Source organism: Okibacterium sp. HSC-33S16 (genome assembly GCF_024171565.1).
Lineage (GTDB): Bacteria > Actinomycetota > Actinomycetes > Actinomycetales > Microbacteriaceae > Mycetocola_A.
The window spans coordinates 340,441-366,425 of sequence record NZ_JALJZZ010000003.1; the positions used below are offsets into that span (position 1 = coordinate 340,441).

The following is a 25,985-nucleotide window of genomic DNA, read 5'->3' on the forward strand; positions in this document are numbered from 1 at the left end:
ACCACCCCAGTCGAACCAATCAAGCAATATGCGCAATTCACAGCAGCATGGTTGTGCCCTTTGAGGCTCGAGCGTACGGTCGCAAGTACATCTGGCAACGGCGCCAGATGCTGGAGCGCTGCGATCCAGCGATTCAGTACACGAAGGAAAGTGAACTGTGTCCACCACCCATGAAGGCACACGAACTCACGAGGCGCACGACGACATCCCCGTGCACCTCAGCCAGCTCGAGGACGTTGTGCAATTGATCAGTCCCACCGGCGAGCGTCTTTCGAGCCCGGGTTTCGACCCGTGGGTCGACGACGTTTCCACCGAGCAACTGGCGGACCTCTACGAAGACATGGTCGTCGTCCGCCGCATCGACACCGAGGCGACGGCCCTCCAACGACAGGGTGAGCTCGGGCTGTGGCCGCCGCTTCACGGTCAGGAAGCCGCACAGATCGGGTCAGCCCGCACCCTCCGGCCCGACGACTTCGTCTTCTCCAGCTACCGCGAGAACGGCGTCGCCTACTGTCGCGGGGTCACCTTCACCGACCTCATGCGCGTGTGGCGCGGCACGGCGGCCGCCGGGTGGAACCCCTACGAGGTCGGAATGGCTACCCCTGCCGTGATCATCGGGGCGCAAACCCTCCACGCCACCGGCTACGCACTCGGTGCCTCCTTCGACGGCACAGACTCCGTTGCGCTGGCGTACTTTGGCGACGGCGCCACGAGTCAGGGTGACGTCAACGAAGCGATGGTCTTCGCGGCGAGCTTCCAGGCCCCCGTCGTGTTTTTCTGCTCCAACAACCAGTGGGCCATCTCCGAACCGGTCGGACTCCAGTCGAAACGCCATCTCTCCGATCGAGCCCCCGGCTTCGGCATTCCGAGCATGCGCGTCGACGGCAATGATGTCCTGGCCGTGATGGCGGCCACCCGCATTGCACTCGACCGGGCACGCAGCGGCGGCGGACCTACCTTCATCGAAGCGGTCACCTACCGCATGGGTCCGCACACCACGAGCGACGATCCCACCCGGTACCGCCCGACCGGTGAGCTCGACGAGTGGCGGGCCAAAGACCCGATCAGTCGCGTGGCCGCACTGCTGGAGAGTCGCGGCGCGATGTCAGACGAGCTGCGTTCACGCGTGGAAGGGAAAGCGGATGCTGTCGCTCGCGACCTCCGCGCGGGCTGCCTGTCGATTCCCCAACCCGACCCGATGTCAGTCTTCGACGATGTCTATGCCGAGCCGCATTCCGGACTCGAACGGCAGAAGGGCCAGTACGCCGCCTACCTTGCGTCATTCGAGAACGGTCATGGAGACGGGGCCGAAGGGGGAGGCGCATCGTGACCGCGTTCAGCACAGGGACCGTGCCAGCGGCAGGATCGATGGCGACCGGATCTCACGAAGCACCGGCATCAGTCCCCGCCGCCACGAGAACCATGTCGCTCGCCGGCGCACTCAACGACGGGCTTCGGCGTTCCCTGGCCCGTGACGACAAAGTGCTGCTTCTCGGTGAGGACATCGGCAAACTCGGTGGTGTGTTTCGCATCACCGACAAGCTGCAGGAGGAGTTCGGCCCGCGTCGGGTCATTGACGCCCCGCTCGCCGAGGCCGGGATCATCGGCACGGCAGTCGGGCTCGCAATTCGCGGCTACCGCCCGGTCTGCGAGATCCAGTTCGACGGCTTCATCTACCCGGGATTCGACCAGATCGTGGCTCAGGTCGCCAAACTGCACTACCGCACCCGCGGGGCTGTGACAATGCCGATCACCATTCGGGTGCCGTTTGGTGGGGGCATCGGCGCGGTCGAGCACCACTCCGAGTCGCCCGAGGCGTACTTCGCGCATACCGCAGGGCTTCGGGTGGTGTCCTGCTCGAACCCGCAGGATGCGCACACGATGATCCAGCAGGCCATCGCCTCCGACGACCCGGTGCTCTTCTTCGAGCCCAAGCGCCGGTACTGGCAGAAGGGTGAGGTGAACACCGAGCTCGGAGCCGACGCGCTGCCAATTGGCGAGGCCCGGGTGCTGCAGCCGGGGTCAGATGTGACGCTGGTTGCCTACGGGCCGCTGGTTCGCACCGCCCTGGACGTGGCGGCCGCCGCGGCAGACGACGGCGTGGCGATCGAGGTCATCGACCTGCGATCGCTCGCGCCCGTGGACTTCACGACGGTCGAGTCATCCGTTCGCAAAACGGGTCGGCTCGTGATCACCCACGAGGCCGCGCAGTCCGGGGGAATGGGCGCGGAGATTGCCGCGTCGATTACGGAACGCTGCTTCGACTGGCTTGAGGCCGCGCCCGCGCGGGTGACCGGGTTCGATACGCCGTATCCGCCCGCCGCGCTCGAGGAGGCGTTCCTGCCCGACCTCGACCGCATCCTCGACGCGGTCGACCGGGTCCTCGGCCGCCGCAACTCGCTCACCGGATGGGAGGCACGCGCATGAGCGTCGTGAATTTTGCTCTGCCCGACCTCGGGGAGGGGCTGACCGAAAGCGAGATCGTCGCCTGGCGGGTCGCCGTCGGAGACACCGTCGCGCTCAACCAGGTCATCGCCGAGGTCGAGACCGCCAAGGCGCTCGTTGAGTTACCGTCGCCGTTCGCGGGAACCGTGTCGCGGCTGTTCGCCGACGAAGGCGCGACAGTCAACGTCGGTGAGCCGATTGTGGCGTTCGATGTGCCCGGTGGAGACGACGACGTGCCGACGAGCGGAGCGCCCGAGCCCGTCGACGCCGCTGGCGATGCTGATGCGCGTGGCGCTGCCAACACCATGACAACGGATGCAGCTGGCTCGGTGAGTGACGACGCGAACGATTCCGAATCGCCGTCGGCTCCGTCGGATGCACAGGGTCTCGGCGAACGAGAGTCGGTGCTCGTGGGGTACGGTCCCCGGGTCGACGGTGGGGCGCGGCCGAAACGACGAGCGCGCACCTGGCGCGACGAGGAGCGGGCTCCCGACGCGGGGCAGCACGCAGACGAGGGAGCGGTTCGGGCTCGCGAGGCCGAACACGTGGCTCCCGAGGGGGAACACGCCGAGCGGCCGCGCTCAACCCCACCGGTACGCAAGTTCGCGCGCGACCGGGGGATCGACCTCGCGACGGTGTTCGGCACCGGCGAGAACGGGCTCATCACCCGCGAGGACGTTGAGCGTGCTGGTGAAACGGGGCCGCAGGCATCCGCTCTCCTGTCATCGGTTCAGGGAGGAGAACGTGCATCGGGGGGACGAGGGAGCCGGCGGCAGGATGTGCGCGTTCCGATTCGTGGGGTGCGAAAGGCGACGGCCGAGGCCATGGTGCGGTCGGCGTTCACGGCGCCGCACGTGACCGAGTTCCTCACGATCGACGTGACCGCGGGGGTGGACCTCGTGCGTGCTCTGGGCGAGACGGCGGAGTTTCGCGGGAAGCGGCTGTCGATTCTTACCCTCGTTGCGAAGGCCGTGATTCTCGCTGCCGCGCGGACACCCGCAGTGAACTCGCGGTGGGACGACCAGGCGCAGGAGATTGTGCTGCTCGGTGCCGTTCACCTGGGCATCGCGGCGGCGACCGGGCGCGGGCTGATTGTTCCGAACATCAAGGATGCGGACACGTTGAGCCTGTCTGAGCTTCGCGATGCGCTCGATGACCTCATTGAGAACGCGCGGGCCGGAACGACGAGTCCGCGGAGCCTGACCGGGGGAACACTCACCATCACCAACGTCGGGGTGTTCGGCGTCGACGCCGGGACACCGATCCTGAACCCGGGGGAGGCCGCGATCCTCGCGATGGGCGCGGTGCGTCGGCAGCCGTGGCAGTACGCGGGTGAGATTGCCCTTCGGGAGGTGATGACGCTGAGCCTGTCGTTCGACCACCGGCTCGTCGATGGGGAGCAGGGGTCACGGTTCCTCGTGGATGTCGGCACCATCCTCAGTAATCCCGCGATGGTCCTGACGATGGTGTGAGGGGGCCGGCTCAGCGCAGGCCGGCGAACGCCATTTGCTCGAGGATGCGGCGCACTGCCTCCCGCTCGACACCGCCCTGTCCCGAGTACGGTGTCGAGTTGATCAACCCGAAGGTGGCGTGCGCCTTGATGCGAAGCTCGGCGACGTCGACGGTCGGGTGGAGGTGCTGGAGGACCGTGACCCACAGCTCGACGTAGCGACGCTGCAGTGCCCGGACGGCGTGGCGCTCGTCGCCGGACAAGCTGTCAAGGTCCCGGTCCTGCACCCGGATGACGTCGGCGTTGTCGAGCGCGAAGCGAACGTGGAACTCGATCAGGGCCCGGAGCGCGAGTTCGCCATCCGGCGCGCGCGACACCACCAGTGTCCCGCCGTCGAGGAGACCCTGGCTGACCCCAACCAGCACGGCCGCGAGGAGCGCGTGCTTGCTCTCGAAGTGTCGGTAGACCGCCGGCCCGCTCATGCCGACAGCGGCGCCGAGGTCTTCGATGGACACGCCGTTGAACCCGCGCTCGGCAAAATGGCGAGCCGCAGCCTCGAGCAGCGCCTCGCGGCGTCGAGCCTTCGCCTCGGTGCGGCCGATGCGCTCCTCGGGGGCGGCCAGAACTGTCGTAGGAGGGGCGACGATCGCGTCGTGAGCCATGGCATTTCCTTCGTGAGAACCGATGCTGGACATTCGGGTTAACACATACTAACCTCGAGCCAGTTAATGGTTCATAACCGAGTGGTGTGAGCCGACTGAACCAAGGAAGGTTCATGCAGACACTGACCTCCGACGTGACTCGCTCGAGCGAGACCTTCGCGACCAACGATGCGGCGCAGCGCGCTCTCGTGGCCGATCTCCGGCAGCGGCTCGCGGCCGCGGCGCTCGGTGGGCCGGAGGCGTCGCGCACCCGACACGTCTCCCGCGGCAAACTGCTGCCCCGGGAGCGCATCGACGCGCTGCTCGATGAGGGTAGCCCTTTTCTCGAGATCGCCCCGCTCGCCGCCACCGGAATGTACAACGACCAGAGCCCCGGCGCCGGGGTCATCGCCGGGATTGGGCTCGTGCACGGCCGACACGTGCTCGTTCTCTCCAACGACGCCACGGTCAAGGGCGGCACCTACTACCCGATGACGGTGAAGAAGCACCTCCGCGCCCAGGAGATCGCGTTCGAGAACCGGCTGCCGTGCATCTACCTCGTCGACTCGGGCGGGGCGTTTTTGCCCCTGCAGGACGAGGTCTTCCCCGACCGCGACCACTTCGGTCGCATCTTTTACAACCAGGCCCGGCTCTCGGCCGCCAAGATCCCGCAAATTTCGGCGGTGCTCGGTTCATGCACGGCCGGCGGCGCCTACGTTCCGGCCATGAGCGACGAAACGGTGATCGTTCGCAACCAGGGCACGATCTTCCTCGGTGGCCCGCCGCTCGTGAAAGCGGCCATCGGCGAGATCGTGACGGCTGAGGAACTCGGCGGGGGAGAGCTGCACGCGAGAACCTCCGGCGTGGTCGACCACCTCGCCGAGGACGACGCCCACGCCCTCGAGATTGTGCGGGATATTGTCGCAACGCTGCCCGAAGCATCCGCTCCTTCATCCAGTCCGGATCGCATCGACAGTAGGGACCCGCTGTACCCGATCGAGGAACTGTACGGGGCCGTGCCGGCCGACGTGCAGGCGCCGTACGACGTGCACGAGGTGATCGCGCGGCTCGTCGACGGCAGCGAGTTCGCGGAGTTCAAGAGGGAGTTCGGCACCACCCTGGTCACCGGATTCGCCCGGCTGCACGGCCACTCGGTGGGGATCATCGCCAACAACGGTGTGTTGTTTTCGGAGAGTGCTCAGAAGGGTGCGCACTTCATCGAACTCTGCGACCAGCGCGGCATTCCGCTGATCTTCCTCCAGAACATCGCCGGGTTCATGGTCGGTCGCGACTACGAGGCCGGCGGCATCGCCAAGCACGGCGCGAAAATGGTGACAGCGGTGGCGACGACGCGGGTGCCGAAACTCACGGTCATTATCGGTGGCTCGTTTGGCGCAGGCAACTACTCAATGTGCGGCCGGGCCTACTCACCGCGGTTCCTCTGGATGTGGCCGGCGAGCCGCATCTCGGTGATGGGCGGCGCGCAGGCGGCCGGGGTGCTCGCGACCGTCAAGCGCGACCAGCACGACGCGGCAGGCACCGACTGGTCGGCCGACGAGGAAACGGCGTTCCAGGCGCCGATCCGCCGCCAGTTCGACGAACAGGGCAGCCCGTATTACTCCACGGCGCGACTGTGGGATGACGGGGTGATCGACCCGGCCGACACCCGTCGAGTCCTCGGCCTTGCACTCGACGTCTGCGCCCGCAGGCCCCTTCCCGAGCCGAACTTCGGCCTGTTCCGGATGTGAGAACGATGCCCCAGCTGTTCGACTCTGTGCTCGTCGCGAACCGCGGCGAGATCGCCTGCCGCGTGATCCGCACCCTGAATACCCTCGGCATCCGCTCGATTGCCGTTTACAGTGACGCCGATCGGAATGCCAAACATGTGACGGATGCCGACAGCGCCGTTCGCCTCGGACCCGCGCCAGCCCGTGACAGCTACCTCTCCATCGAGGCGGTGATCGCCGCGGCCCGGCAGGCGGGAGCGACGGCCATTCACCCGGGGTACGGCTTCCTCTCCGAGAACGCGGAGTTTGCCCGGGCCTGCGCCGACGCCGGGATCGTGTTCATCGGTCCTGGTGTGACGGCGCTCGAGGTCATGGGAGACAAGATTCGGTCGAAGAACCACGTGGCGGCGAGCGGGGTGCCGGTGATCCCGGGGGACTCGCGGCCCGGCCTCAGCGACGACGAGCTCGTGGAGTCGGCCGAGCGGGTCGGGTATCCGCTGCTGATCAAGCCCAGTGCCGGCGGAGGCGGAAAGGGCATGGAGATCGTGCGGGAGGCCGCCGGGCTTCGGGACGCCCTCGCCACCGCACGCCGGGTGGCGGCGGCGGCGTTCGGCGATGACACGCTCTTTCTCGAGCGACTCATCACCGAACCGCGGCACATCGAGGTGCAACTGCTCGCCGATACCCACGGGACCGTGCTCTCCCTCGGCGAGCGCGAGTGTTCACTCCAGCGCAGACACCAGAAGGTGATCGAGGAGGCGCCGTCGCCGCTGCTCGACGCCGATACCCGCGCACGCATTGGCGCGGCCGCCTGTCGGGTGGCCGAGAGTGTCGGATACGTCGGGGCCGGAACTGTCGAGTTCCTCGTTTCTGCCCAGGCGCCTGACGAGTTCTTCTTCATGGAGATGAACACGAGGCTGCAGGTCGAGCATCCGGTGACCGAGCTCGTGACCGGGGTTGACCTCGTAGCCGAGCAAGTGCGCATCGCGGCTGGGGAGCCGCTGAGGGTCAGCCAGGGCGACGTTACCCTCTCCGGTCACGCCGTCGAGGCCCGGGTCTACGCCGAGAACCCCGAACGCGGGTTCCTGCCCAGCACGGGGCGGGTGCTCGCGCTCGTCGAGCCGACCGGTACGGGGATCCGGGTCGACAGCGGTCTCGCGGTCGGCAGTGAAATCGGCGCCTCGTACGACCCGATGCTGGCGAAGGTGATCGCGTGGGGCGCGACCCGGGCCGAGGCGCTGGGCCGGCTCGACCGGGCGCTCGCCGAGACCACGATCTTCGGTGTGCGGACGAACATCGAGTACCTGCGGCTGCTGCTCGCCGAGCCTGAGGTGCAATCGGGCGACCTCGACACCTCGCTCATCGACCGCCGGGTCTCGTCGCTGAGCTTCGCTCGGCCCGACGATGAGCTTCTCGCCGCCGCTGCCCTCTGTGTCCACGCCGAGCGCTCGGCACCTGCGGCCGGCTCGGCATGGGGACGCCTCGACGGGTGGCGACTGGGTGACCCGCGCCCGAGCGAGTACACCTTCACCATCGACGACGGGCGAACGGCCACGGTGAGTGTCCTCTTCAGTGGTGCCGAGGCATCCGTTCGGGTGAATGGGGGCGAGGCGCACACCGCAACGCTGCGGCGACTCGATGACGTGCGGTGGGCGTTCACGTGGCGGTCGAAGACACGGATGCTGTCACTTCTGCGCACTCCCGCCGGCGTGTGGGTGAGGCGTGACGGGTTCAGCTGGGAGCTGCTCCTTCCCTCGCGGGCCGAACGGCTCGCCTCGCGACTGGCGGCGCTCGCGCGGCCGGGTGCCGCAGCAACTCCCGAGGTGCGCGCACCGATGCCAGGGACCGTGATCGCGGTTCCGGTCGAGACCGGCTCGGTCGTGGAGGCGGGAGCCACGGTCGTGGTGGTCGAGGCCATGAAGATGGAACACAAACTCCTCGCCACTGTGAGCGGAACCGTATCGGTCTCGGTGGCGCCTGGCGACCTCGTGAAGCTCGACCAGGTCGTCGCGACGCTGAGCCCGGGTGAGGCTGACGCTGAGGACACTGCACCCGAGGACACTGAACCCGATGACACCGAACCCGCTGACACTGAACCGCCCGCTATCCCGCCCGTCGAAGGAGACGCCGCATGAACATCGAACTGACCGAAGAGCACCAGAAAGTTGTCGACGAGGTGCGCGAATTCGCCACATCGGTGGTCGCCCCGGCCGCGTACGAGTACGACACCCAGCGCCGCCTGCCGATGGAGATCATCGCCCAGATGGGGAAACTCGGGCTGTTCGGCTTACCCTTTCCGGTCGAGTATGGCGGCTCAGGGCGCGACTACCTGTCGCTGTGCCTCGCGGTTGAGCAGCTGGCCCGGGTGGACCAGTCCATTGCGGTGACGCTCGAGGCAGGAGTGGGCCTGGGTGCCATGCCGGTGTACCGGTTCGGCACCGACGCGCAGCGCGAGGAGTTTCTGCCGATGTTGGCGAGGGGGGAGGCGCTCGCCGGATTCGGGCTCACCGAGGCGGAGGCCGGGTCCGACGCTGGCGCGACACTCACGAACGCGCACGTTGAGGACGGGCAGTGGGTCATTCACGGGTCGAAGCAATTCATCACCAACTCGGGCACTCCAATCACCCGGCTGGTCACCATCACGGCCGTGACCGGGGAGAGCACCCGGGCAGACGGCAGCATCAAGAAAGAACTGTCGACGATCCTCGTCCCGACACCGATCGACGGGTTCACGGTTGAACCGGCCTACGACAAGGTGGGCTGGCACACCTCGGACACTCACCCGCTCCGGCTCGAGAACGTGCGTGTGCCCGAGGCCAACCTGCTCGGGGAACGCGGCCGTGGCTACGCCAACTTCCTCACGATCCTCGACGAGGGGCGAGTGGCATTTGCCGCGCTGTGCGCGGGAGCGGCGCAGGGCTGTGTTGACGAGGCTGTGGCCTACGCGAAGAAGCGCAACGTGTTCGGGCGCAGCATCGGCTCGAACCAGTACATCGCCTTCAAGATTGCGCGCATGGAGGCGCGGGCGATGAGCGCCCGGATGGCCTACTACGCGGCAGCGTCGAAACTGCAGGCAGGCAAACCGTTCAAGAAGGAAGCGTCGATCGCCAAACTGATCGGAAGCGAAGCGGCCATGGACAACGCCCGCGACGCCGCCCAGATCTGGGGTGGCTACGGTTTCCTCAACGAGAATACGGTGGCGCGGCACTACCGCGACTCCAAGATCCTGGAGATCGGCGAGGGCACGAGCGAAGTGCAACTCATGATCATCGCGCGCGAACTCGGCTTCCCGGCTTAGGAGGAAACGATGCCCAGCGACACTCCCGATCCCTCGGAGCTCACTCCGGTTGAACAGCGCGGACTCTACTTCGAAGAGTTCGACACCTCGGCGCGGTACCTGCACCGCCCCGGCCGCACGGTGACCGAGGCCGACAACGTGTTCTTCACCACGCTGACCATGAACAGCCAGGCCCTTCACCTCGACCGGGCCTGGTCCGAGCGGCAGGAGTTCGGCCAGCGGCTCGTCAACTCGATGTTCACCCTGGCCACGATGGTCGGCGCCTCGGTCGGCCAGCTCACCCAGGGTACGATCGTGGCCAACCTCGGCTTTGAGTCGGTGGTCTTCCCGCACCCGCTGTACCACGGCGACACGCTCTACTCCGAGACGGTGGTCACCGCCAAGCGACTCTCGGCGTCGCGCCCCGGCCAAGGCATCGTCACGCTCGAACACACCGGCCGCAACCAGGACGGAATCATCGTGGCCACCGCGGTGCGCTCGGTCCTCGTGAAATGCCGGGACACGTCATCGTGAGCGACTTCGACCTCGGCCCGTCCCTGCTGTTCTGCCCCGCAGATCGTCCGGACCGATTCGAAAAAGCGAGCGAGCGAGCGGATGCTGTCATCCTCGATCTCGAGGACGCCGTACGTCCTGCAGACAAATCGGCGGCACGCGACGCGCTCACGTCACATCCGCTCGACCCTTCTCGAACCATCGTTCGGGTGAACCCCGCGTCGACGGACGACGGTGTGGCCGACCTCGACGCGCTCAATCGCACCGACTACCGCTGGGTAATGCTGCCCAAGGCCGAGAGCGAGGCAGACGTGGCGGCGCTCGGTGGCCGATACCGCGTGATCGCGCTGTGCGAGACCGCAGCCGGGGTGTTGGCCGCGCCGGAACTCGCGCGGCTCGATGCGGTTGCCGCGCTGATGTGGGGCGCTGAAGACCTGGTGGCGTCGCTCGGCGGTACCTCCAGCCGACGCGACGACGGCAGTTACCGCGATGTCGCCAGACACGCCCGCTCGCGGGTGCTTCTCGCGGCGGGCGCTGCCGGAATCGCGGCCATCGACTCGGTGTTTCTCGATATCGCCGACCTCGATGGTCTGCGGGTTGAGGTGACGGATGCTGTCGCAAGCGGATTCCGCGCGACCGCCTGCATCCATCCCAGCCAGGTGGCCACGATTCGCACCGGGTACCGGCCAACGACGGCGCAGACCGAGGCGGCGACGGCTCTGCTGGCCGCGGCGGAATCCGCGGCCGGTGCCTTTCGGTTTCGGGGCCAGATGGTCGACGAACCAGCCCTTCGACAGGCCCGAATGACCCTGGAATGGAGTCGAAAAACCGTCGAAAAATGACCGTTGCCAAATCGTTACCTTGTATTCCGTCGAATGGCCTCCGAATGGTCCGGGGATGTCGGTGGACTGACCTATCCTCGGAGGCAGGGTAGAGGGCAGGGGAGCCCCGTAAAACCCGGGAGAACACAGGAATCGGGGTAGCCCAATGGCACGCTTGACGCCCCGGTTGTTCACGGCAGAAATGCCCACCGATTCGAGTGCGGGTTCCGACACCGGTGAACGCCCCACTCCGTCGGTTTCACCCACCCCCGAACGCACCGAGCACCCGTCGGCACCGATTCCGGTGCTAGGGTCCACCGGCGGCATCGGCACCACGCTTCGCCGCACGGTCGGTCAAACCGACCTCGAGGTGTTCCCGCTCGCCCTCGGCACCAGCGTGTTCGGCTGGACCGCGCAGTCCGACGCGAGCGCCGCGATCCTCAACCGCTACTACGAGTTCGGCGGCAACTTCGTCGACACGGCCGACAGCTACTCGGCCGGCCGCAGCGAGCACATCATCGGCAACTGGATGGCGCGCCGAGGCAACCGCGACGACATGGTCATCGCCACCAAGGTCGGCACTCACCCCGACAACCCGGGCCTCGGGCCGGTCAGCATGGTGCGCGCGGTCGAGGCGAGCCTCGAACGACTGCAGACCGACCACATCGACCTGCTCTACTTTCACCTCGACGACCGGTCGGTTCCGCTCGAAGACAGCCTCGGAACGGCACAGTGGCTCATTGAGACCGGCAAGGTGCGCTACCTGGGTGCCTCGAACTTTGCTGCCGAGCGCCTCGTGGAAGCGCGCATCCTCAGCGCTGCCGGCTACCCGCGATTCGAAGCGCTTGAGACCCACTACAGCCTGCTTCACCGCCGGGCGTTCGAGGGAGACCTCGAGCTCGTGTCCCGCGGCCAGGGCCTCGGCGTCATGCCGTACTTCGGCCTCGAGAACGGGTTCCTCACCGGCAAGTACCGCAGCCGTTCCGACCTCGACGACTCCGCGCGCAGCGTGCGGGTGTCCCGGCACCTCAACCGCACGGGCCTGCGCGTCCTCCACGCGCTCGACCTCGTCGCCCAGGAACAAGACGCCCCGGTCGCGGCGGTTGCCCTGGCCTGGCTGCTCACCCGCTCCGGTGTCACCGCTCCCGTCGCGAGTGCCTCGCGGCCCGAGCAGATCGACGCGCTCGTGCAGGCACCGGCGCTGCGGCTGACGCGCAGCCAGGTCGTCGAGCTCGAACGCGCCACGCGCGCTTAGCATCGCGCAAGCCCCCACCTCTGGCGCGTTCGGCCGAGCGTCACCTGTCGTAGTGTTGAGGGTGATGACCGGTTCCGTTGCCCTTCCGCTCGATGTTGCCGAGCTGTCCTTTGCCGCATCCGGGGGAGCTCTCGTTCGCCGCAGTGTGCTTCCGAGCGGAGTACGCATCCTCTCCGAGCAGGTGCCTGGCGCCCGCAGCGCAACGCTCGGTTACTGGGTCGCTGTCGGATCCCGCGACGAACGACCGGGCGCGCTCTCGACGACGGATGACGCCGCTGGCGAGTCCGGCTTCGGCTCGACCCACTTCCTCGAGCACCTGTTGTTCAAGGGCACAGACAAGCGAACCGCGTTCGACATTGCGATCGCCTTCGATTCGGTCGGCGGCGAGCACAACGCGCTCACCGCCAAGGAACACACGTGCTACTACGCCAAGGTGCGCGACAGCGACGTCGGCATGGCCATCGACACGCTCACCGACATGGTGACATCGTCGAAACTGGACCCGACCGAATTTGAGAACGAGCGTGGCGTCATCCTCGAAGAGCTCGCCATGGCTGAAGACGACCCCGCCGACGTGGCGAGTGAGAACCTGTTCGCGGCGGTCCTCGGCGACCACGAGCTTGGTCGACCGATCGGCGGAACGCCTGAGGCGATCCGCCGGGTGAGCCGGGACTCCGTCCTCGAGCACTACCGCGCGAACTACCGGCCGCAGGATCTCGTGATCACCGCGGCCGGGGCTGTCGACCACGATGATCTCGTTGCCCGCGTCACCGCTGCCCTCGTCGACGCTGGCTGGGATCTGACCGTTCCGGCGCGACCGGTCGAACGCCGTGCGCTGACCGCATCGACGATCACGCGACGATCTGCACTCGTCGTTGTTCCGCGCCCGATCGAACAGGTTCATCTGCTCGTGGGCATGCCGGGGCTGACGGCATCCGATGATCGACGTTTGACGATGAGCGTGCTGAGCTCGATTCTCGGTGGTGGCATGTCGTCGCGGCTGTTCCAGGAGATCCGCGAGAAGCGCGGGCTTGCCTACTCGGTGTATTCGTTTGGCGCGTCCTACTCCGATGCCGGGCTGTTTGGCATGTACGGCGCCTGCTCGGCCGCGAAGGCACGCCAGGTTGCCGACCTGATGCTCGGTGAATTGCGACGGCTCGCCGCTGACGGCGTCACCGACGAGGAGATGCGCCGGGCCCATGGCCAGCTGTCCGGGGCAAGTGCCCTGGCCCTCGAGGAGTCGGATACCCGGATGTCGCGGCTCGGCCGCGCCGAAATCACGCTCGGTGAATTCATCGATCTCGACGAGAACCTGCGTCGCTTGTTCCTCGTCACCGCTCGGGACGTGCGCCAGCTCGCGCGCGACCTGCTCAACCAACCACTGTCCCTCTCCGCTGTCGGAGCCGTCGATGACGACGTGTTCGCAGGCTTCGGTGAGGACCTGAAGGAGTCCGCATGAGTCAATACATCTACCTTGTTCGCCACGGCGAGCAGCAGGACGCCGAGCACGGAATGCCTGACGGGCCGCTGTCGGCTCGGGGCCGCCGGCAAGCCGAACACCTGGCCGAACGCATCGGTGGGCTGCCCATCACGGGGACGTTCCACTCGCCGTTGCAGCGAGCGGCTGAGACGGCGCGCATCATTCACGAGCGGCTTCCCGCGATCGACCCCGAACCGAGTGCGCTGCTCTTCGACTGTGTTCCGACCGGCAAGTTGCCGGAGACCCCGTCGGCCTACGAGCCGTTCTTCGGGTCGGTGACGGAGGCTGAGGTTGAGGCCGGAACGGCCCAGATGGCGGATGCTGTCGCCGAATTCCTGGCCCCACGCAAAGGTGATCGGCATGACCTGTTGATCACACACAACTTCGTCATCGCCTGGTTTGTGCGCGAGGTTCTCGGTGCTCCCGAATGGCGGTGGATGACGCTCGACCAGGCGCACTGCGGCCTCACCATCATCCAGCGGAAGCCGGGCCGGCCATGGACGCTGCTGACCCACAACGACCTGGGCCACCTGCCTGTCGAGTTGCGCACCGGGTTGCCCGAACCGCTGCCGGTGTGATCGGGCACGGGCTGATCGGCGACGTCGCCTAGGAGGCGAGGGCCTTCCAGTACCAGTTCGTGGCGTTGGGATTGTCGTTGTACGGCTCGATCGACGAGTAGCCAGAGACTCGGTACAAGCCGCCTGCCGCCTCGAGGGTTGCGTTCGTGTCGAGCACGACCTCGGTTGCGCCGAGCGCAGCGGCGCGGGATTCCAGTTCGGCGAGCAACAGTTTGCCCCACCCGCGACCCCGGGTCACCGGGCGGAGGTACAGGTGCTTGACCTCAAACCGGGTCGGCGACAGCGAGCGGATGCCGCCGCAACCGACCGCTGATCCGTCGTCGGACGCGATGAGGAAATCCCCGACCGGGGGAACGAACCGCTCGGGGACGGGGAAGTTGACGACGTAGTCGCCGCCGACGAAACCCATCTCGCGGGCTGTGAAGTACTCGGTGAGAAGTTCGGTGGCGACGGGATCGGTTACGGGGACGCTGGCAAACGTAAGCACCGCAACAGTTTACGGATGTCGCGGGCGGTTCTCGGCGCAACGGGAGGCGTGCTGCGGTGGGCTTGATAGATTGGCAGCATGGTAACGAGAGTGGCTGTCGTCGGCGCGAGCGGCAAAATGGGGCAACTGTTCTGCCGGCTGATCGACGAGTCTGACGACTTTGACGTGAGCGCCCGACTGACCTCGCGGAGTTCCCTGGACGAGATGAACGGCTCCGACCTCGTCGTCGACGTCACGTCGCCTGCCGTAAGCGCGAAGGTCGTTGCGCACGCTCTCGAACAGGGCATCCGCGTCCTGGTCGGCACATCGGGCTGGTCCGCCGACCGCCTCGTCGCGTTGCGCACGCAGCTCAGCGGGAGCGACAACGGCGTCATCATCATTCCCAACTTCTCCCTGGGCTCGGTGCTCGGCACAACCCTCGCCACGATCGCCGCGCGCTTTTTTGACTCGATCGAAATCATTGAAGGACACCGTGCATCCAAGGTGGATTCGCCGAGCGGGACGGCGGTACGCACGGCTGAGCTGATGGGGGAGGCACGTGCGGGCCTCGGACCTGTCGTCGCTCCGCACGTTGACCAGCGTGCTCGAGGCCAGCAGGTGTCGAGCATCCCCATTCACAGCCTTCGGTTGAACGGCCTCGTGGCGCGTCAGGACGTCATCTTCGGTGGCGCGGGGGAGACACTGACCATCAGCCACAACACGCTCGACCCGAGTTCGTACGAACAGGGCATCCGGCTCGCACTCGACGCTGCTCGCACCGCGACCGGGCTCACCGTCGGGCTTGAGAACATCATGGACCTGGGGATCGCTCGCGCATGACCACTCGCATCAGCGTCGGAATCCTGGCGGCACTCCTGGCGCTGTACCTCGTGCTCGTCGGCCAGCGCGCCGTGCTCTTTCTCGGAACCGGTGAGCCCGTTGCCGTCGCCATTGGCGTGACCCTTCTCGTGCTGCCCGTCATCGGGATCTGGGCGCTCGTTCGCGAGATTCTCTTCGGTGTGAAGGCAGAGAAGCTGGGCCGATTGCTCGAGGCCGGCAATGAACTCCCCGACGACGAACTGCCCACCCGTCCGAGTGGCAAGCTCGAGCGCGACGCCGTCGACGGCGTTTTCCCGCGGTACCAGGCCGAGGTTGAGGCCACGCCGACCGACTGGAAGGCGTGGTACCGACTCGGGCTCGTCTACGACGGCGCGGGCGACCGTAAGCGTGCACGGTCAGCCATTCGCGAGGCCATCCACCTCTACGGCCGCTGACGCGGGCCTGGCGTCGCCGAATACACCGCCGGGTTCAACTCTGTCGAGGCGTCGATAAGGGTCGTTTCAGGTCGGTTGCACCCGCCACCAGCACATCGGCTCAGCGGGCCCGCTCCAAAGCCGCGTCCACAGCCGACTCGACAGTCTCGTGCCGAAACACGAAGCCGTCGGCGAGCAGGCGCTCGGGCCGCGGCTGAGCGTCAACGAGCAAGAGGTCTTTCGCCGCATCGGCGAGCAGCAGTCGGAGGGCGAACGCGGGGGCCGGCAGCCAGAACGGGCGCTTGAGTCGTTTCGCCAGGTGCCGCATGAGCGTCGTGGCCGTCGCCGGTGTCGGGCCCGTGATGTTCACGGGCCCGTCGATCGACGAGTCGAGCAGGTGCACGATCGCGGCGACCTCATCGTCGAGGCTCACCCACGGCCAGTACTGTGCTCCGCCGCCGAGCGGACCAGACACTCCCAGCCGGGTGAGCAGCAGCAGCGGTTTCAGCACCCCGTCCACCGCGAGCACGATGCCGCTGCGCATCGTCACCACCCGGGTGATGTCACTCACCCGCAACGCGTCTGTCTCCCACTGGGCCGTCACATCACTGAGAAAACCCGTGCCGCGGGCGCTGGACTCGGTGAGCACCTCGCCCGGGCGCGAACCGTAGTAGCCCGCAGCCGATGCGCTGAGGAACACCGGTGGCGTGAGGTCCGCACCGCGAATCGCAGACACGAGCGTCGACGTTGCGTCGATTCGAGACGACAGAATGGCGCGGCGGTAGCGACGCGACCACGGCAATCGACCGATCGATGCCCCTGAGAGGTTGATGACAGCATCCGCCCCGCTGACGGCTCGAGGATCGAGCCGACGTGACGCTGGGTCCCAGCTCAGCTCATCGGGTGAGCGCGCCGGTCGGCGAACGAGTCGCACAACGCGATGACCGCGGAGAGCGAGCTCGGCCGTCAGTGCGTGGCCGATGAGCCCCGACGCTCCCGCGATGACGATGCGCATGCGTCGCGATCAGGCGAGGCTGGCTTCGATGGTCAGCTGGATCCCCGCGAGGGCCTGTGACACCGGGCAGGTGGCCTTGGCCTCGTTGGCGATGCGCTCGAAGTCGTCCTCACTGATACCAGGAACCGTCGCGCTGACGAGCAGGTGGCTGCCGGTGATGCCGGTACCGGGCTGGAAGGTCACGGCTGCCGTCGTCTGGATGTTCTCGGGCGGTGATCCGGCCTCGGTGAGCATGTTCGAGAACTGCATGGTGAAGCAGGCGGCGTGCGCTGCGCCGAGAAGTTCCTCAGGAGTGGTCACACTCTCCGACCCCTCCGCTCGCGCCTTCCAGTTGACCGGCAGGCTGGCGGCCTTCGACGAATCAAGTGACACGGTTCCCGAGCCCTCAAACAGGGTCCCGTTCCACACAGTTGTTGCTTCGCTGGTCACAGCCATGGCATCCTCCACACGAGTTGAGTGCGGCAGGGTCGCCGCGTGTCCCGAGCCTAACCGCTCGGCCCCCGCCCGTCACCTGCTTGCGGGCGCTCGTCGATTCGTGAGAGGGCGGGGTATTCCAGCCCCGCCTTTATGAACGGATGCCGCTTCGCTCTCCACCCGGTGCGTTAGCGTTGAGGCATGGTTGCGACGTCCCCCACCCCGTACGAAGACCTTTTGCGAGACACCCTCGACAACGGCACGCAGAAGGGGGACCGCACCGGCACCGGAACTCGCAGCGTGTTCGGGCGCCAGTTGCGTTATGACCTGTCCCAGGGTTTCCCGCTGATCACCACGAAGCGCGTGCACTTCAAGTCGATCGCCTATGAGCTGCTCTGGTTCCTCCGCGGCGACAGCAACGTCGGCTGGTTGCGCGAACATGGCGTCTCGATCTGGGACGAGTGGGCAGACGCTGAGGGCGAGCTCGGGCCGGTCTACGGCGTGCAGTGGCGGTCGTGGCCAACCCCGGGCGGTGACACCATCGACCAGATCAGCGAGGTCATCGAGGCCATCCGCACGACTCCCGATTCCCGGCGGCTTATCGTGTCGGCGTGGAACCCCGCCGACATTCCGAGCATGGCGCTGGCGCCGTGCCACGCCCTGTTCCAGTTCTACGTGGCCGACGGCAAGCTGTCCTGCCAGCTCTACCAGCGCAGCGCCGACCTCTTCCTCGGTGTTCCGTTCAACATCGCGAGCTACGCCCTCCTCACCCATCTTGTCGCTGCCCAGACCGGGCTGGAGGTCGGTGATTTTGTCTGGACGGGCGGGGACTGCCACATTTACGACAACCACATCGACCAGGTCACCGAGCAGTTGAGTCGCGACGCCTATGCCCTGCCCCAGCTGCGGATCGCGCAGGACCGCGACAGTATTTTCGACTACGAGTACGACGATCTGGTGATCGAGAACTACGTGCACCACCCCGCGATCCGCGGTGCCGTCGCGGTATGACCCGCATCGGACTGGTCTGGGCCGAGGCCGAGGGGCACGTCATCGGCCGCGACGGCGTCATGCCGTGGCACATTCCCGAGGACCTCGCCCACTTCAAGGCCGTCACACTCGGCAGTGCCGTGGTGATGGGACGGAAGACCTGGGACTCGCTGCCCGAACGGTTCCGGCCGCTCGACGGACGACGCAACATCGTGGTCACCCGGCAGCGGGACTGGGCCGCGGACGGCATCGAGGTCGCGCACTCGCTCGAGGACGCGCTGGAGCTGGCTGGCGGCCCGGCGCAGGGTGCCGGGTCCCCGTGGGTCTGGGTGATCGGCGGCGCCGAGATCTTCGCTGCCGTGCTCGATCGCGCCGACCGGCTCGAGGTCACTGAGATTCGGGCGTCGATTGCCGGAGACACCTTCGCTCCCGCGATCCCGTCGAACTGGCGAGCGGTGAATCGGGACCCCGATGACGGCTGGCGCACCTCACGCACCGGCACCGACTACCGGTTCGTGCGATACGAACGCAGCGCGTAGCGATCGTTCGCCGCTGGCCGGCTGCCCCGCAGCATCCGTTTCACAAATCATGAAAACGACCGGTCACTGGTCATTCGAACCGACCCGGTGGGGCGCGTGAGCTCTGACACCCGGTAGCCTTGAACTCGTGTCTAACGTCGTGAATCCCTTCGGTCAGGTCCTCGTAGCGCTCGTCACCCCCTTCACCGCTGACGGTGAAGTCGACTGGCCGGGTGTCGAGAAGCACATCGACGATGTCATCACGGCCGGAGCGGATGGCATCGTCGTCACCGGAACGACGGGGGAGACCTCGACACTCACCGACCCGGAGAAGCTGCGGCTCGTCGAGGTCGGCAAGAGCGTGTCGAACGGTCGCGCCAAGATCATCACCGGCGGTGGCTCGAACGAGACCGCGCACGCCATCGACCTCTACCGCCAGAGCGAGAAGGCCGGCGCCGACGGCGTCATGATCGTCACGCCGTACTACAACAAGCCCACCCAGGCGGGCATTCTCACCCATTTCCGAATGATCGCGGATGCCACTGACCTTCCGGTGATCCTGTACGACATTCCCGGTCGTACCGGCGTTCCGATTAAGTACGAGACCATCCTGCGTGCGGCCAAGCACCCGAACATCCTCGCGGTGAAGGACGCTAAGGGCGACTTCTCCGAGGTCAGCCGTGTGCTCAACCAGACCGACCTGCTCTACTTCTCGGGCGACGACGCGAACGCGCTTCCGCACATGGCGATCGGAGCGGCCGGCCTCATCGGGGTGACCGCGAACATCGCCGCGACGCCGTACCGACAGATGGTCGACGCCGTGAACGCCGGCGACCTGGCCACCGCAACCGCAGCGCACATGCAGCTTGAGCCGCTCGTGCGCGCTGTCATGACCCACGTGCCAGGCACGGTTGCGGCCAAGTACATCCTGCACGGACTCGGGCGTATCTCCAGCCCGCGCGTTCGCCTGCCGCTCGTCGGCCCCGAAGAGTGGGAAGCGGCGCAAATCGAGGACGAAATCGCCCTCGTCAAGAACATTCCGGGAGTGGACTTCTCCAACTTCCGTCCAGACCGCAACGCGGCAGCCGGTGGCGCTCTGCCACAGGTGCACGGCACCACGCGCTGACGCACTTATCGCAAGGAGGGCATATGCCCACATCCGTTTACGACCCGCCGAAGCTCGACCGAGGCACACTGCGCATCATCCCCATCGGGGGACTCGGCGAAATTGGTCGCAACATGACCTATTTCGAGATCAACGGCAAGATCCTCATCGTCGACTGCGGCGTTCTCTTCCCCGAGGTCGAGCAGCCCGGTGTCGACCTGATCCTGCCGGACTTCAGCCCGATCAAGGATCGACTCGATGACGTTGTCGGCGTCATGCTGACCCACGGTCACGAAGACCACATCGGCGGAGTGCCGTACCTTCTCCGCCTGCGCAACGACATTCCGCTGATCGGCTCTGGCCTGACCCTCGCCCTCGTTGAGGCGAAGCTCAAGGAACACCGGATCAAGCCGTACAGCCTCACCGTCAAGGAAGGGCAGAAGGAACAGCTCGGCCCATTCGACCTTGAGTTTGTTGCCGTCAACCACTCGATCCCTGACGCTCTGGCCGTCGCGATCAAGACCGAGGCCGGAACCGTACTCGCCACCGGCGACTTCAAGATGGACCAGCTGCCGCTCGACGGCCGGCTCACCGACCTGCGCGAGTTCGCTCGCCTCGGCAAGGAAGGCGTCGACCTTTTCCTCGTCGACTCCACCAACGCCGACGTGCCCGGATTCACCCCGCTCGAGCGCTCCATCGGCCCGGTCCTCGACCAGGTCATCGCCCGTGCTCCACGCCGCGTCATTATCGCGAGCTTCTCGAGCCACGTGCACCGCGTGCAGCAGGTGCTCGACGCGGCCCACGCGAATGGACGTCGCGTCGCATTCCTCGGCCGCTCGATGGTGCGCAACATGACGATCGCCGCTGAGCTCGGCTACCTCAAGGTGCCCGAGAACGTGCTCATCGAGTACAAGAAGGCCAAGGACATTCCCGACGACAAGATCGTCTACATGTCGACCGGGTCCCAGGGTGAGCCGATGGCTGTGCTCAGCCGCATGGCCAACATGGACCACGCCATCGAGGTGGGCGACGGCGACACCGTCATTCTCGCGTCGAGCCAGATCCCCGGCAACGAGAACGCCATCTACCGCGTGATCGACGGCCTCACCAAGCTCGGTGCCAACGTCGTGCACAAGGGCAACGCCAAGGTGCACGTCTCTGGACACGCCGCCGCCGGCGAACTGCTCTACTGCTACAACATCATCCAGCCCAAGAACGTGCTCCCGGTCCACGGCGAGTACCGTCACCTGGTCGCAAACGCTGACCTGGCCATCGACACCGGTGTTCCGGAAGAAAACACCTTCCTCGCCGAAGACGGAACCGTCCTCGACATGCGCAACGGAGAGGTGGACGTGGTCGGCCAGCTCGACCTGGGCTTCGTCTACGTCGACGGCTCCAGCGTCGGCGAAATCACCGACGCTGACCTCAAGGACCGACGCATCCTCGGTGAAGAAGGCTTCATCTCGATCATCGTCGTTGTCGAGGCGCAGACCGGCAAGGTCATCGTCGGACCGGAGATCCACGCCAAGGGCTTCGCCGAAGACGACAAGGTCTTCGACAGCGTCAAGCCGAAGATCGAGCAGGCGCTGGCCGAAGCCGCACGCAACGGCGTGCGTGACTCGCACGCCCTGTCGCAGATCGTCCGTCGTACGGTTGGCCGCTGGGTGAACACCTCGTACCGTCGCCGGCCGATGATCGTGCCGCTCGTCATCGAGGCGTAGTCGACCGAACATGATGCCCGGTCTGCAGGCTTTCTGGAAACAGAAGCTGGCAGGCCGGGCATTTTTCGATGCACGGAGCGTGGGGAGGGTAGCGTTGGGGGCGATATGACAAACACAGACATCCCCATCGACGAACCCCTCGGCGCCCGCATCGACCTCGCGGTGGCCCGCTTCGGCGAGGCCTCATTCGTCACGAAAGTCACCGGGCTCCTCGACGGCCGCAACGAAGGCGACGACGTGCTGCTCTACGTCGGCGGTCGCCATGCCCAGGGTGTCCTCGACGGCGCTCCAGCCCTCTATTGGCCCGAGCTCTGGGGAGCACGCGCTCTCCTGCACGTCTGGAACGACTCCGCCGAACCCGCCGTGCTTCGCGGAACAACCAACCGGGCCTGGCGCGTCCGCGAGATGTGCCTCAAGGTCGTCGCCGAGCGCCGCATTGGCGACGAGTCGCAGATCGCCCGCCTGACAACCGACGAGAACCCGCGGGTGCGTGCTGCCGCTGCTCGCGCGCTGGCGGAGATGGGCAGGGCCGCGAGTGAAGAGACGATCGAGCGTCTCCTGCGCGACCCACAGAAAGACGTTCGGCGCGCGGCCGGTGAGTCGCTTGCTGCGCTGAGGACGCGCCTGTCGTCGTAATCATCCTCGAGGATGATGTACAGCTACGTCACCCATCCCTAAGCTCAAGCAGGACCGAGTCGATGGGGGATCAATATGGGTGTCTGGCGCAAGTGGATTTTTCCGATTCTCCGTATAGCGATTTTCGCCATCATCGCTGTCGCACTCGTGAAGGTGGCGTTCTTTCCCGACGCATCCGCCGAGGCTGACCCCGCGGTTCCGACCGGCTCGATCACCGAGCCGGTCACCGAGGTCACTCTCGGATCCATCGCAACAACCGTAGTTGTCGACGGTTCGGTCAGTGCCGACCCCGCCTCGCCGGGGAAGGCAACGCTGGCCGGCGAGATCAGTGCCGTATCCGTCGCAGAGGGGCAAGCCGTCAATGCGGGCGACGCCCTCGGCACGGTTCGGCAAGAAATTCCCCAGGAACCGGTCGCGACGACGGATGCCGATGGCAACGTCACTATGACGCAACCGAAACCGAAATACAAGACCGCGGCCGTGACCGCTCCTGTTTCCGGTGTGGTGTCGAGCGTGCCGGTCCTCGTCGGACAGATCGTCGCTGTGGGCGATGTGGTCGCGACCGTTGCGCCGCCGACCTTCAGCGTCACGGGCCCCATTCGCCCGGAGGACCAGTTCAAACTCGTAGAACAGCCGGCTGACGGACAGGTGGAGGTAATCGGGGGACCCGGCGCGTTCACCTGCACCGGCCTGACCATTTCCAGTCCGCTCGCCGGAACTGAGGCCCCGGTGGCTGATCCGGGCAGCGCACCAGCGACCGGTGCAAGCGGAGCGACGGTGCGCTGTGCTGTCCCGGCTGATATTCGCGTCTTCGCCGGTTTGACGGCAAAACTCACCCTCGCTGGAGGAAGTGTCGATGACGCCCTCACGCTGCCGATAACGGCAGTGAAGGGCAACGCCGCAACCGGGACCGTGTGGGTGGTCAACACTGACGGCGCCAGCGAGGAGCGGGCTGTCTCGCTCGGGCTCAACGATGGCACCCGGGTGCAGATCACCGAGGGCATCGCCGAGGGTGACGAGGTGTTGGAGTTCGTGCCTGTCGTGGATGCAACCGATCCGGCCGACGAGAACTGCATCGAGCAGCCCGACGGCTCCGTCTACTGCGACGAGAGCGCCGTCGGTTGAGTCTCATCGAACTGACGGCTGTCACGCGCACCGTCCTCATTCCTGACGCCGACCCGCTCACGATCCTCGACGGAGTGAGCCTGCGGGTGGAGCCGGGGGAGCGGGTCAGCATCGTCGGGCGTTCCGGCTCCGGCAAGTCCACGCTCCTCAACCTGCTCGGGATGCTGGACCTCCCCACGACGGGGGAGCTCAGTTTCGAGGGCGAATCGGTTCCAGCCATGAAACCCGGTCGCCGAGACCGGGTGCGCGGCAGCAACGTCGGATTCATCTTCCAGCAGTTCAACCTGCTGGACGGTCGCACTGCCCTCGAGAACGTGACGATGCCGCTGCTCTACGCCCGTGGTCCTCGTTTCTGGGGCCGTGAACGAATCGCCGCCGACATCCTTGACCGCGTGGGACTTGGACACCGGCTCAGTGCGCTGCCCGGAAGTCTCTCCGGCGGCGAGCAGCAGCGTGTCGCAATCGCACGTGCCCTGGTCCGCCAGCCGAAGCTCATCCTCGCCGACGAGCCGACCGGTGCCCTCGACGTCGAGACCGGACAGAGCGTCATGACGCTCCTTGACGAGATCGTCCGTGAAGAAAATGCTGCGCTCGTCACAATCACCCATGACCCGGCTATCGCGGCCCGCAGTGATCGACACTTCCGGCTCGACCGCGGAGTGCTCACCGTGGCGGAGGGCGCCGCGCGTAACGCCGGCAGAGCCGATGAACCAGTGACCGACGGCCCGGTCGCCGACGACGCGGTGGCGGTTCTCTGATGGGCGGTTTCCTGGCTGGCGTCGTCGGCGCGTGTGCCGAAGCTTGGCAGGAGGTGCGCATCCATAAGGGACGCGTCCTGCTGTCCCTTATCGGAGTGGCTGTGGCCGTGTGCGCACTCAGCGGAGCTGTCGCAATGTCCGCGATCGCCCAGCAGGCGACGATCGAACAGGCTGACAGCGCCGGTGGCCGCGCGGCGACGCTCACGATGTCCATGCAGCCCTCCGACAGCACGGCGACGGGTCGGCAGCAGGCCACCCAGGCCTGGTTCGACGTCCTCGACCGCTATGAGATCTCCTACGCCTCCCGCGTGTTCTGGGGCTCGTCCCGGGTGCAGTTCCCCGACAGCGTGCAGGAGGCAGGGATGACGGTCGTCGACCAGCCGTACGGCGAAATGCACCGCACCCGGATGGTCGAAGGGTCCTGGTTCCAGCCCGGCGACAGTGCGCGGCTCGCGCCGGTTGTTGTGATCAACACGCCCTTCTGGGAGAGTCTCGGCTCACCCGACCTCGCCACTCACCCCACCGTCACCATCGACGGCCTCGGCGGGGCGAAAGCGGTCATCATCGGCGTCTACGGCACCAGCAGCTGGGATACCTGGCCGTCGATGTTCATGCTCACCGGCCACTTCGAATCGCTCCTCGACCCCGTGCAGGCCGCAGGCTCGATGCCGCAATACGAAATGTGGGTGCCGCCCGACCTGGCCCGGGAACTGCAGACCCGCATCCAGGCCGAACTCTCCGGTGCGGTCGGCGCGCAGGGATTCGTCAGCGTCGACCGAAGCGACTGGGGCGCACAAATGGACGACCCCACGACGATCCTCCGGGTCATCACCATGGTGATCGGCGGCATCATTCTGCTGCTCGGCGCACTGAGCCTCGTCAACATTGCGCTGGTCACCGTACGGCAGCGAATCCGAGAGATCGGCATCCGCCGGAGCTTCGGTGCGACAAGCGGTCGGGTGTTCTTTGCGGTGATGATGGAAAGCGTTGTTGCAACCGTCGTCGCCGGCATTGTTGGTGTGATCCTCGCGGTGCTGCTGGTGCAGAGCCCGATGGTGTCCGAGCTGGTCAGTTTCGGCGGAATCAGCGACGTCCCGCCGTTCCCCGCGTCAGCGGCCGTCTTCGGCCTGGTGGTCGCGACGGTTGTCGGCGCGCTGGCTGGGCTCATTCCCGCCATCATCGCTGTGAGAGTCAAGGTGATCGACGCGATCCGGTATTGACGCGAGTTCGGTGAGGAATGGTCATTTTTGTGTGACGGATGCCATAACATCCGTTCTATGAATTCCCTCCGGCTTCGTAAGGCGCGGCGGACAGATGCGCGGTTCCTCGGCTCGATGCTCGTCGAAGCGCTCAACTGGGCGTCGACCCGGTCGGTCGCGCGGGTCGACGCCCTCGCCGACCCCGCCGCCTTCCGGTACATCGAGGGCTGGAAACGACCGGGGGACGGCGGGATGATCGCCCTCGACGCGGCAGGAACCCCGATCGGAGCCTGCTGGTATCGACTTTTTCCCGAGCACAGTCCCGGCCTCGGCTTCGTCGCGCCCGGTGTGCCCGAACTGACCCTGGGTGTTGTCGGCGTCTGGCGTGCGCAGGGCGTCGGGCGTGAGTTGCTTCGAGGGGTGCTCGTGCAGGCCAGGCAGCACGGGTTCACCCGGATCAGTTTGACCGTCGATCGTGCCAATTTCGCGGCCAGGCTGTACGCCGCCGAAGACTTTGTTCCCGTCCACCGTCGAGAGAACTCGCTCGTGATGGTGCGGCTGCTCGGCTGAGCTTCGCCAGCGGTCGCGAAACCGGGCA

At 66.5% G+C, this 25,985-nt stretch carries 26 protein-coding genes; 22 read left to right on the top strand and 4 right to left on the bottom strand.

Annotated elements, in window-relative coordinates; translation table 11 throughout:
* Nucleotides 1–205 precede the first annotated feature (205 nt).
* The 3 genes from pdhA (at nucleotide 206) to L1277_RS09960 (ending at nucleotide 3,917) form a co-directional block, all read left to right on the top strand.
* Nucleotides 206–1,330, top strand: coding sequence for a pyruvate dehydrogenase (acetyl-transferring) E1 component subunit alpha (gene pdhA / locus L1277_RS09950; RefSeq protein WP_253376305.1), 1,125 nt, complete (start codon nucleotides 206–208; stop codon nucleotides 1,328–1,330).
* A gap of 92 nt (nucleotides 1,331–1,422) precedes the next feature.
* Complete coding sequence (locus tag L1277_RS09955; protein ID WP_374110210.1) at nucleotides 1,423–2,427, top strand: alpha-ketoacid dehydrogenase subunit beta; 1,005 nt, start codon at nucleotides 1,423–1,425, stop codon at nucleotides 2,425–2,427.
* Nucleotides 2,424–3,917, top strand: a complete 1,494-nt coding sequence (locus L1277_RS09960) for a dihydrolipoamide acetyltransferase family protein (protein ID WP_253376223.1) — start codon at nucleotides 2,424–2,426, stop codon at nucleotides 3,915–3,917. The genes L1277_RS09955 and L1277_RS09960 overlap by 4 nt, the downstream gene beginning before the upstream one ends.
* A 10-nt stretch (nucleotides 3,918–3,927) precedes the next feature.
* On the opposite strand, the gene L1277_RS09965 is transcribed toward L1277_RS09960, so the two are convergent.
* Nucleotides 3,928–4,557 (bottom strand): TetR/AcrR family transcriptional regulator, encoded by a 630-nt coding sequence (locus L1277_RS09965; protein WP_253376224.1) that lies wholly within the window; start codon nucleotides 4,555–4,557, stop codon nucleotides 3,928–3,930.
* Nucleotides 4,558–4,670: 113 nt separating this feature from the next.
* On the opposite strand from L1277_RS09965, the gene L1277_RS09970 reads away from it, so the two are divergent.
* From L1277_RS09970 to L1277_RS10005, 8 genes are all read left to right on the top strand, one after another.
* A complete protein-coding gene (locus L1277_RS09970; RefSeq protein ID WP_253376225.1) occupies nucleotides 4,671–6,284 on the top strand; it encodes a carboxyl transferase domain-containing protein in 1,614 nt (537 codons plus the stop codon).
* Nucleotides 6,285–6,289: 5 nt separating this feature from the next.
* Nucleotides 6,290–8,398, top strand: a complete 2,109-nt coding sequence (locus L1277_RS09975; protein WP_253376226.1) for a biotin carboxylase N-terminal domain-containing protein — start codon at nucleotides 6,290–6,292, stop codon at nucleotides 8,396–8,398.
* On the top strand, nucleotides 8,395–9,561 hold the full coding sequence (locus L1277_RS09980) for an acyl-CoA dehydrogenase family protein (protein WP_253376227.1): 1,167 nt from the start codon (nucleotides 8,395–8,397) through the stop codon (nucleotides 9,559–9,561). Before L1277_RS09975 ends, L1277_RS09980 begins: the two co-directional genes overlap by 4 nt.
* A 9-nt stretch (nucleotides 9,562–9,570) precedes the next feature.
* Nucleotides 9,571–10,074, top strand: a complete 504-nt coding sequence (locus L1277_RS09985) for a MaoC family dehydratase (RefSeq protein ID WP_253376228.1) — start codon at nucleotides 9,571–9,573, stop codon at nucleotides 10,072–10,074.
* Complete coding sequence (locus L1277_RS09990) at nucleotides 10,053–10,895, top strand: CoA ester lyase (RefSeq protein WP_253376229.1); 843 nt, start codon at nucleotides 10,053–10,055, stop codon at nucleotides 10,893–10,895. Before L1277_RS09985 ends, L1277_RS09990 begins: the two co-directional genes overlap by 22 nt.
* A 145-nt stretch (nucleotides 10,896–11,040) precedes the next feature.
* Entirely contained in the window at nucleotides 11,041–12,129 is a 1,089-nt protein-coding gene (locus L1277_RS09995; RefSeq protein ID WP_253376230.1) for an aldo/keto reductase, read from the top strand.
* Nucleotides 12,130–12,193: 64 nt separating this feature from the next.
* Nucleotides 12,194–13,588 (top strand): pitrilysin family protein, encoded by a 1,395-nt coding sequence (locus tag L1277_RS10000; protein ID WP_253376231.1) that lies wholly within the window; start codon nucleotides 12,194–12,196, stop codon nucleotides 13,586–13,588.
* A complete protein-coding gene (locus L1277_RS10005; RefSeq protein ID WP_253376232.1) occupies nucleotides 13,585–14,187 on the top strand; it encodes a histidine phosphatase family protein in 603 nt (200 codons plus the stop codon). The genes L1277_RS10000 and L1277_RS10005 overlap by 4 nt, the downstream gene beginning before the upstream one ends.
* 28 nt (nucleotides 14,188–14,215) lie before the next feature.
* On the opposite strand, the gene L1277_RS10010 is transcribed toward L1277_RS10005, so the two are convergent.
* Nucleotides 14,216–14,674: a GNAT family N-acetyltransferase gene (locus L1277_RS10010; RefSeq protein ID WP_253376233.1), complete on the bottom strand. Its 459-nt coding sequence runs from the start codon at nucleotides 14,672–14,674 to the stop codon at nucleotides 14,216–14,218.
* Between the two features lie 78 nt (nucleotides 14,675–14,752).
* On the opposite strand from L1277_RS10010, the gene dapB reads away from it, so the two are divergent.
* The gene (gene dapB, locus L1277_RS10015) at nucleotides 14,753–15,493 is read left to right on the top strand and encodes a 4-hydroxy-tetrahydrodipicolinate reductase (RefSeq protein ID WP_253376234.1); all 741 of its coding nucleotides are present in this window, start codon (nucleotides 14,753–14,755) and stop codon (nucleotides 15,491–15,493) included.
* Nucleotides 15,490–15,927: a hypothetical protein gene (locus tag L1277_RS10020; protein WP_253376235.1), complete on the top strand. Its 438-nt coding sequence runs from the start codon at nucleotides 15,490–15,492 to the stop codon at nucleotides 15,925–15,927. Before dapB ends, L1277_RS10020 begins: the two co-directional genes overlap by 4 nt.
* Before the next feature lie 100 nt (nucleotides 15,928–16,027).
* Here L1277_RS10020 and L1277_RS10025 read toward each other — a convergent pair whose 3' ends face one another.
* A complete protein-coding gene (locus L1277_RS10025; protein WP_253376236.1) occupies nucleotides 16,028–16,921 on the bottom strand; it encodes a TIGR01777 family oxidoreductase in 894 nt (297 codons plus the stop codon).
* 9 nt (nucleotides 16,922–16,930) lie between these two features.
* Nucleotides 16,931–17,356 carry an OsmC family peroxiredoxin gene (locus L1277_RS10030; RefSeq protein WP_253376237.1) on the bottom strand — a complete coding sequence of 142 codons (426 nt, stop codon included), beginning with the start codon at nucleotides 17,354–17,356 and terminating at the stop codon, nucleotides 16,931–16,933.
* 180 nt (nucleotides 17,357–17,536) lie between these two features.
* Between L1277_RS10030 and L1277_RS10035 the strand changes: the two genes are divergently transcribed.
* The 9 genes from L1277_RS10035 (at nucleotide 17,537) to L1277_RS10075 (ending at nucleotide 25,957) form a co-directional block, all read left to right on the top strand.
* Complete coding sequence (locus L1277_RS10035) at nucleotides 17,537–18,346, top strand: thymidylate synthase (protein ID WP_253376238.1); 810 nt, start codon at nucleotides 17,537–17,539, stop codon at nucleotides 18,344–18,346.
* Complete coding sequence (locus L1277_RS10040) at nucleotides 18,343–18,864, top strand: dihydrofolate reductase (RefSeq protein WP_253376239.1); 522 nt, start codon at nucleotides 18,343–18,345, stop codon at nucleotides 18,862–18,864. Before L1277_RS10035 ends, L1277_RS10040 begins: the two co-directional genes overlap by 4 nt.
* A 127-nt stretch (nucleotides 18,865–18,991) precedes the next feature.
* On the top strand, nucleotides 18,992–19,969 hold the full coding sequence (gene dapA / locus L1277_RS10045; protein ID WP_253376240.1) for a 4-hydroxy-tetrahydrodipicolinate synthase: 978 nt from the start codon (nucleotides 18,992–18,994) through the stop codon (nucleotides 19,967–19,969).
* Between the two features lie 23 nt (nucleotides 19,970–19,992).
* A complete protein-coding gene (locus tag L1277_RS10050; RefSeq protein ID WP_253376241.1) occupies nucleotides 19,993–21,669 on the top strand; it encodes a ribonuclease J in 1,677 nt (558 codons plus the stop codon).
* Between the two features lie 105 nt (nucleotides 21,670–21,774).
* A complete protein-coding gene (locus L1277_RS10055; RefSeq protein WP_253376242.1) occupies nucleotides 21,775–22,305 on the top strand; it encodes a HEAT repeat domain-containing protein in 531 nt (176 codons plus the stop codon).
* Nucleotides 22,306–22,380: 75 nt separating this feature from the next.
* Nucleotides 22,381–23,430, top strand: a complete 1,050-nt coding sequence (locus tag L1277_RS10060; RefSeq protein WP_253376243.1) for an HlyD family efflux transporter periplasmic adaptor subunit — start codon at nucleotides 22,381–22,383, stop codon at nucleotides 23,428–23,430.
* Complete coding sequence (locus tag L1277_RS10065; RefSeq protein ID WP_253376244.1) at nucleotides 23,427–24,188, top strand: ABC transporter ATP-binding protein; 762 nt, start codon at nucleotides 23,427–23,429, stop codon at nucleotides 24,186–24,188. Before L1277_RS10060 ends, L1277_RS10065 begins: the two co-directional genes overlap by 4 nt.
* On the top strand, nucleotides 24,188–25,408 hold the full coding sequence (locus L1277_RS10070; RefSeq protein ID WP_253376245.1) for an ABC transporter permease: 1,221 nt from the start codon (nucleotides 24,188–24,190) through the stop codon (nucleotides 25,406–25,408). The genes L1277_RS10065 and L1277_RS10070 overlap by 1 nt, the downstream gene beginning before the upstream one ends.
* A gap of 57 nt (nucleotides 25,409–25,465) precedes the next feature.
* Nucleotides 25,466–25,957 (top strand): GNAT family N-acetyltransferase, encoded by a 492-nt coding sequence (locus L1277_RS10075; protein ID WP_253376246.1) that lies wholly within the window; start codon nucleotides 25,466–25,468, stop codon nucleotides 25,955–25,957.
* Nucleotides 25,958–25,985: the final 28 nt, after the last annotated feature.

Excerpts from the sequence above, each read along its gene's own strand:
- L1277_RS09955 (WP_374110210.1), top strand. The coding sequence starts at position 1,423 with ATGTCGCTCGCCGGCGCACTCAACGACGGGCTTCGGCGTTCCCTGGCC.
- L1277_RS09960 (WP_253376223.1), top strand. The coding sequence starts at position 2,424 with ATGAGCGTCGTGAATTTTGCTCTGCCCGACCTCGGGGAGGGGCTGACC.
- L1277_RS09965 (WP_253376224.1), bottom strand. The coding sequence starts at position 4,557 with ATGGCTCACGACGCGATCGTCGCCCCTCCTACGACAGTTCTGGCCGCC.
- L1277_RS09970 (WP_253376225.1), top strand. The coding sequence starts at position 4,671 with ATGCAGACACTGACCTCCGACGTGACTCGCTCGAGCGAGACCTTCGCG.
- L1277_RS09975 (WP_253376226.1), top strand. The coding sequence starts at position 6,290 with ATGCCCCAGCTGTTCGACTCTGTGCTCGTCGCGAACCGCGGCGAGATC.
- L1277_RS09980 (WP_253376227.1), top strand. The coding sequence starts at position 8,395 with ATGAACATCGAACTGACCGAAGAGCACCAGAAAGTTGTCGACGAGGTG.
- L1277_RS09985 (WP_253376228.1), top strand. The coding sequence starts at position 9,571 with ATGCCCAGCGACACTCCCGATCCCTCGGAGCTCACTCCGGTTGAACAG.
- L1277_RS09990 (WP_253376229.1), top strand. The coding sequence starts at position 10,053 with ATGCCGGGACACGTCATCGTGAGCGACTTCGACCTCGGCCCGTCCCTG.
- L1277_RS09995 (WP_253376230.1), top strand. The coding sequence starts at position 11,041 with ATGGCACGCTTGACGCCCCGGTTGTTCACGGCAGAAATGCCCACCGAT.
- L1277_RS10000 (WP_253376231.1), top strand. The coding sequence starts at position 12,194 with ATGACCGGTTCCGTTGCCCTTCCGCTCGATGTTGCCGAGCTGTCCTTT.
- L1277_RS10005 (WP_253376232.1), top strand. The coding sequence starts at position 13,585 with ATGAGTCAATACATCTACCTTGTTCGCCACGGCGAGCAGCAGGACGCC.
- dapB (WP_253376234.1), top strand. The coding sequence starts at position 14,753 with ATGGTAACGAGAGTGGCTGTCGTCGGCGCGAGCGGCAAAATGGGGCAA.
- L1277_RS10020 (WP_253376235.1), top strand. The coding sequence starts at position 15,490 with ATGACCACTCGCATCAGCGTCGGAATCCTGGCGGCACTCCTGGCGCTG.
- L1277_RS10025 (WP_253376236.1), bottom strand. The coding sequence starts at position 16,921 with ATGCGCATCGTCATCGCGGGAGCGTCGGGGCTCATCGGCCACGCACTG.
- L1277_RS10030 (WP_253376237.1), bottom strand. The coding sequence starts at position 17,356 with ATGGCTGTGACCAGCGAAGCAACAACTGTGTGGAACGGGACCCTGTTT.
- L1277_RS10035 (WP_253376238.1), top strand. The coding sequence starts at position 17,537 with ATGGTTGCGACGTCCCCCACCCCGTACGAAGACCTTTTGCGAGACACC.
- L1277_RS10040 (WP_253376239.1), top strand. The coding sequence starts at position 18,343 with ATGACCCGCATCGGACTGGTCTGGGCCGAGGCCGAGGGGCACGTCATC.
- L1277_RS10050 (WP_253376241.1), top strand. The coding sequence starts at position 19,993 with ATGCCCACATCCGTTTACGACCCGCCGAAGCTCGACCGAGGCACACTG.
- L1277_RS10055 (WP_253376242.1), top strand. The coding sequence starts at position 21,775 with ATGACAAACACAGACATCCCCATCGACGAACCCCTCGGCGCCCGCATC.
- L1277_RS10060 (WP_253376243.1), top strand. The coding sequence starts at position 22,381 with ATGGGTGTCTGGCGCAAGTGGATTTTTCCGATTCTCCGTATAGCGATT.
- L1277_RS10070 (WP_253376245.1), top strand. The coding sequence starts at position 24,188 with ATGGGCGGTTTCCTGGCTGGCGTCGTCGGCGCGTGTGCCGAAGCTTGG.
- L1277_RS10075 (WP_253376246.1), top strand. The coding sequence starts at position 25,466 with ATGAATTCCCTCCGGCTTCGTAAGGCGCGGCGGACAGATGCGCGGTTC.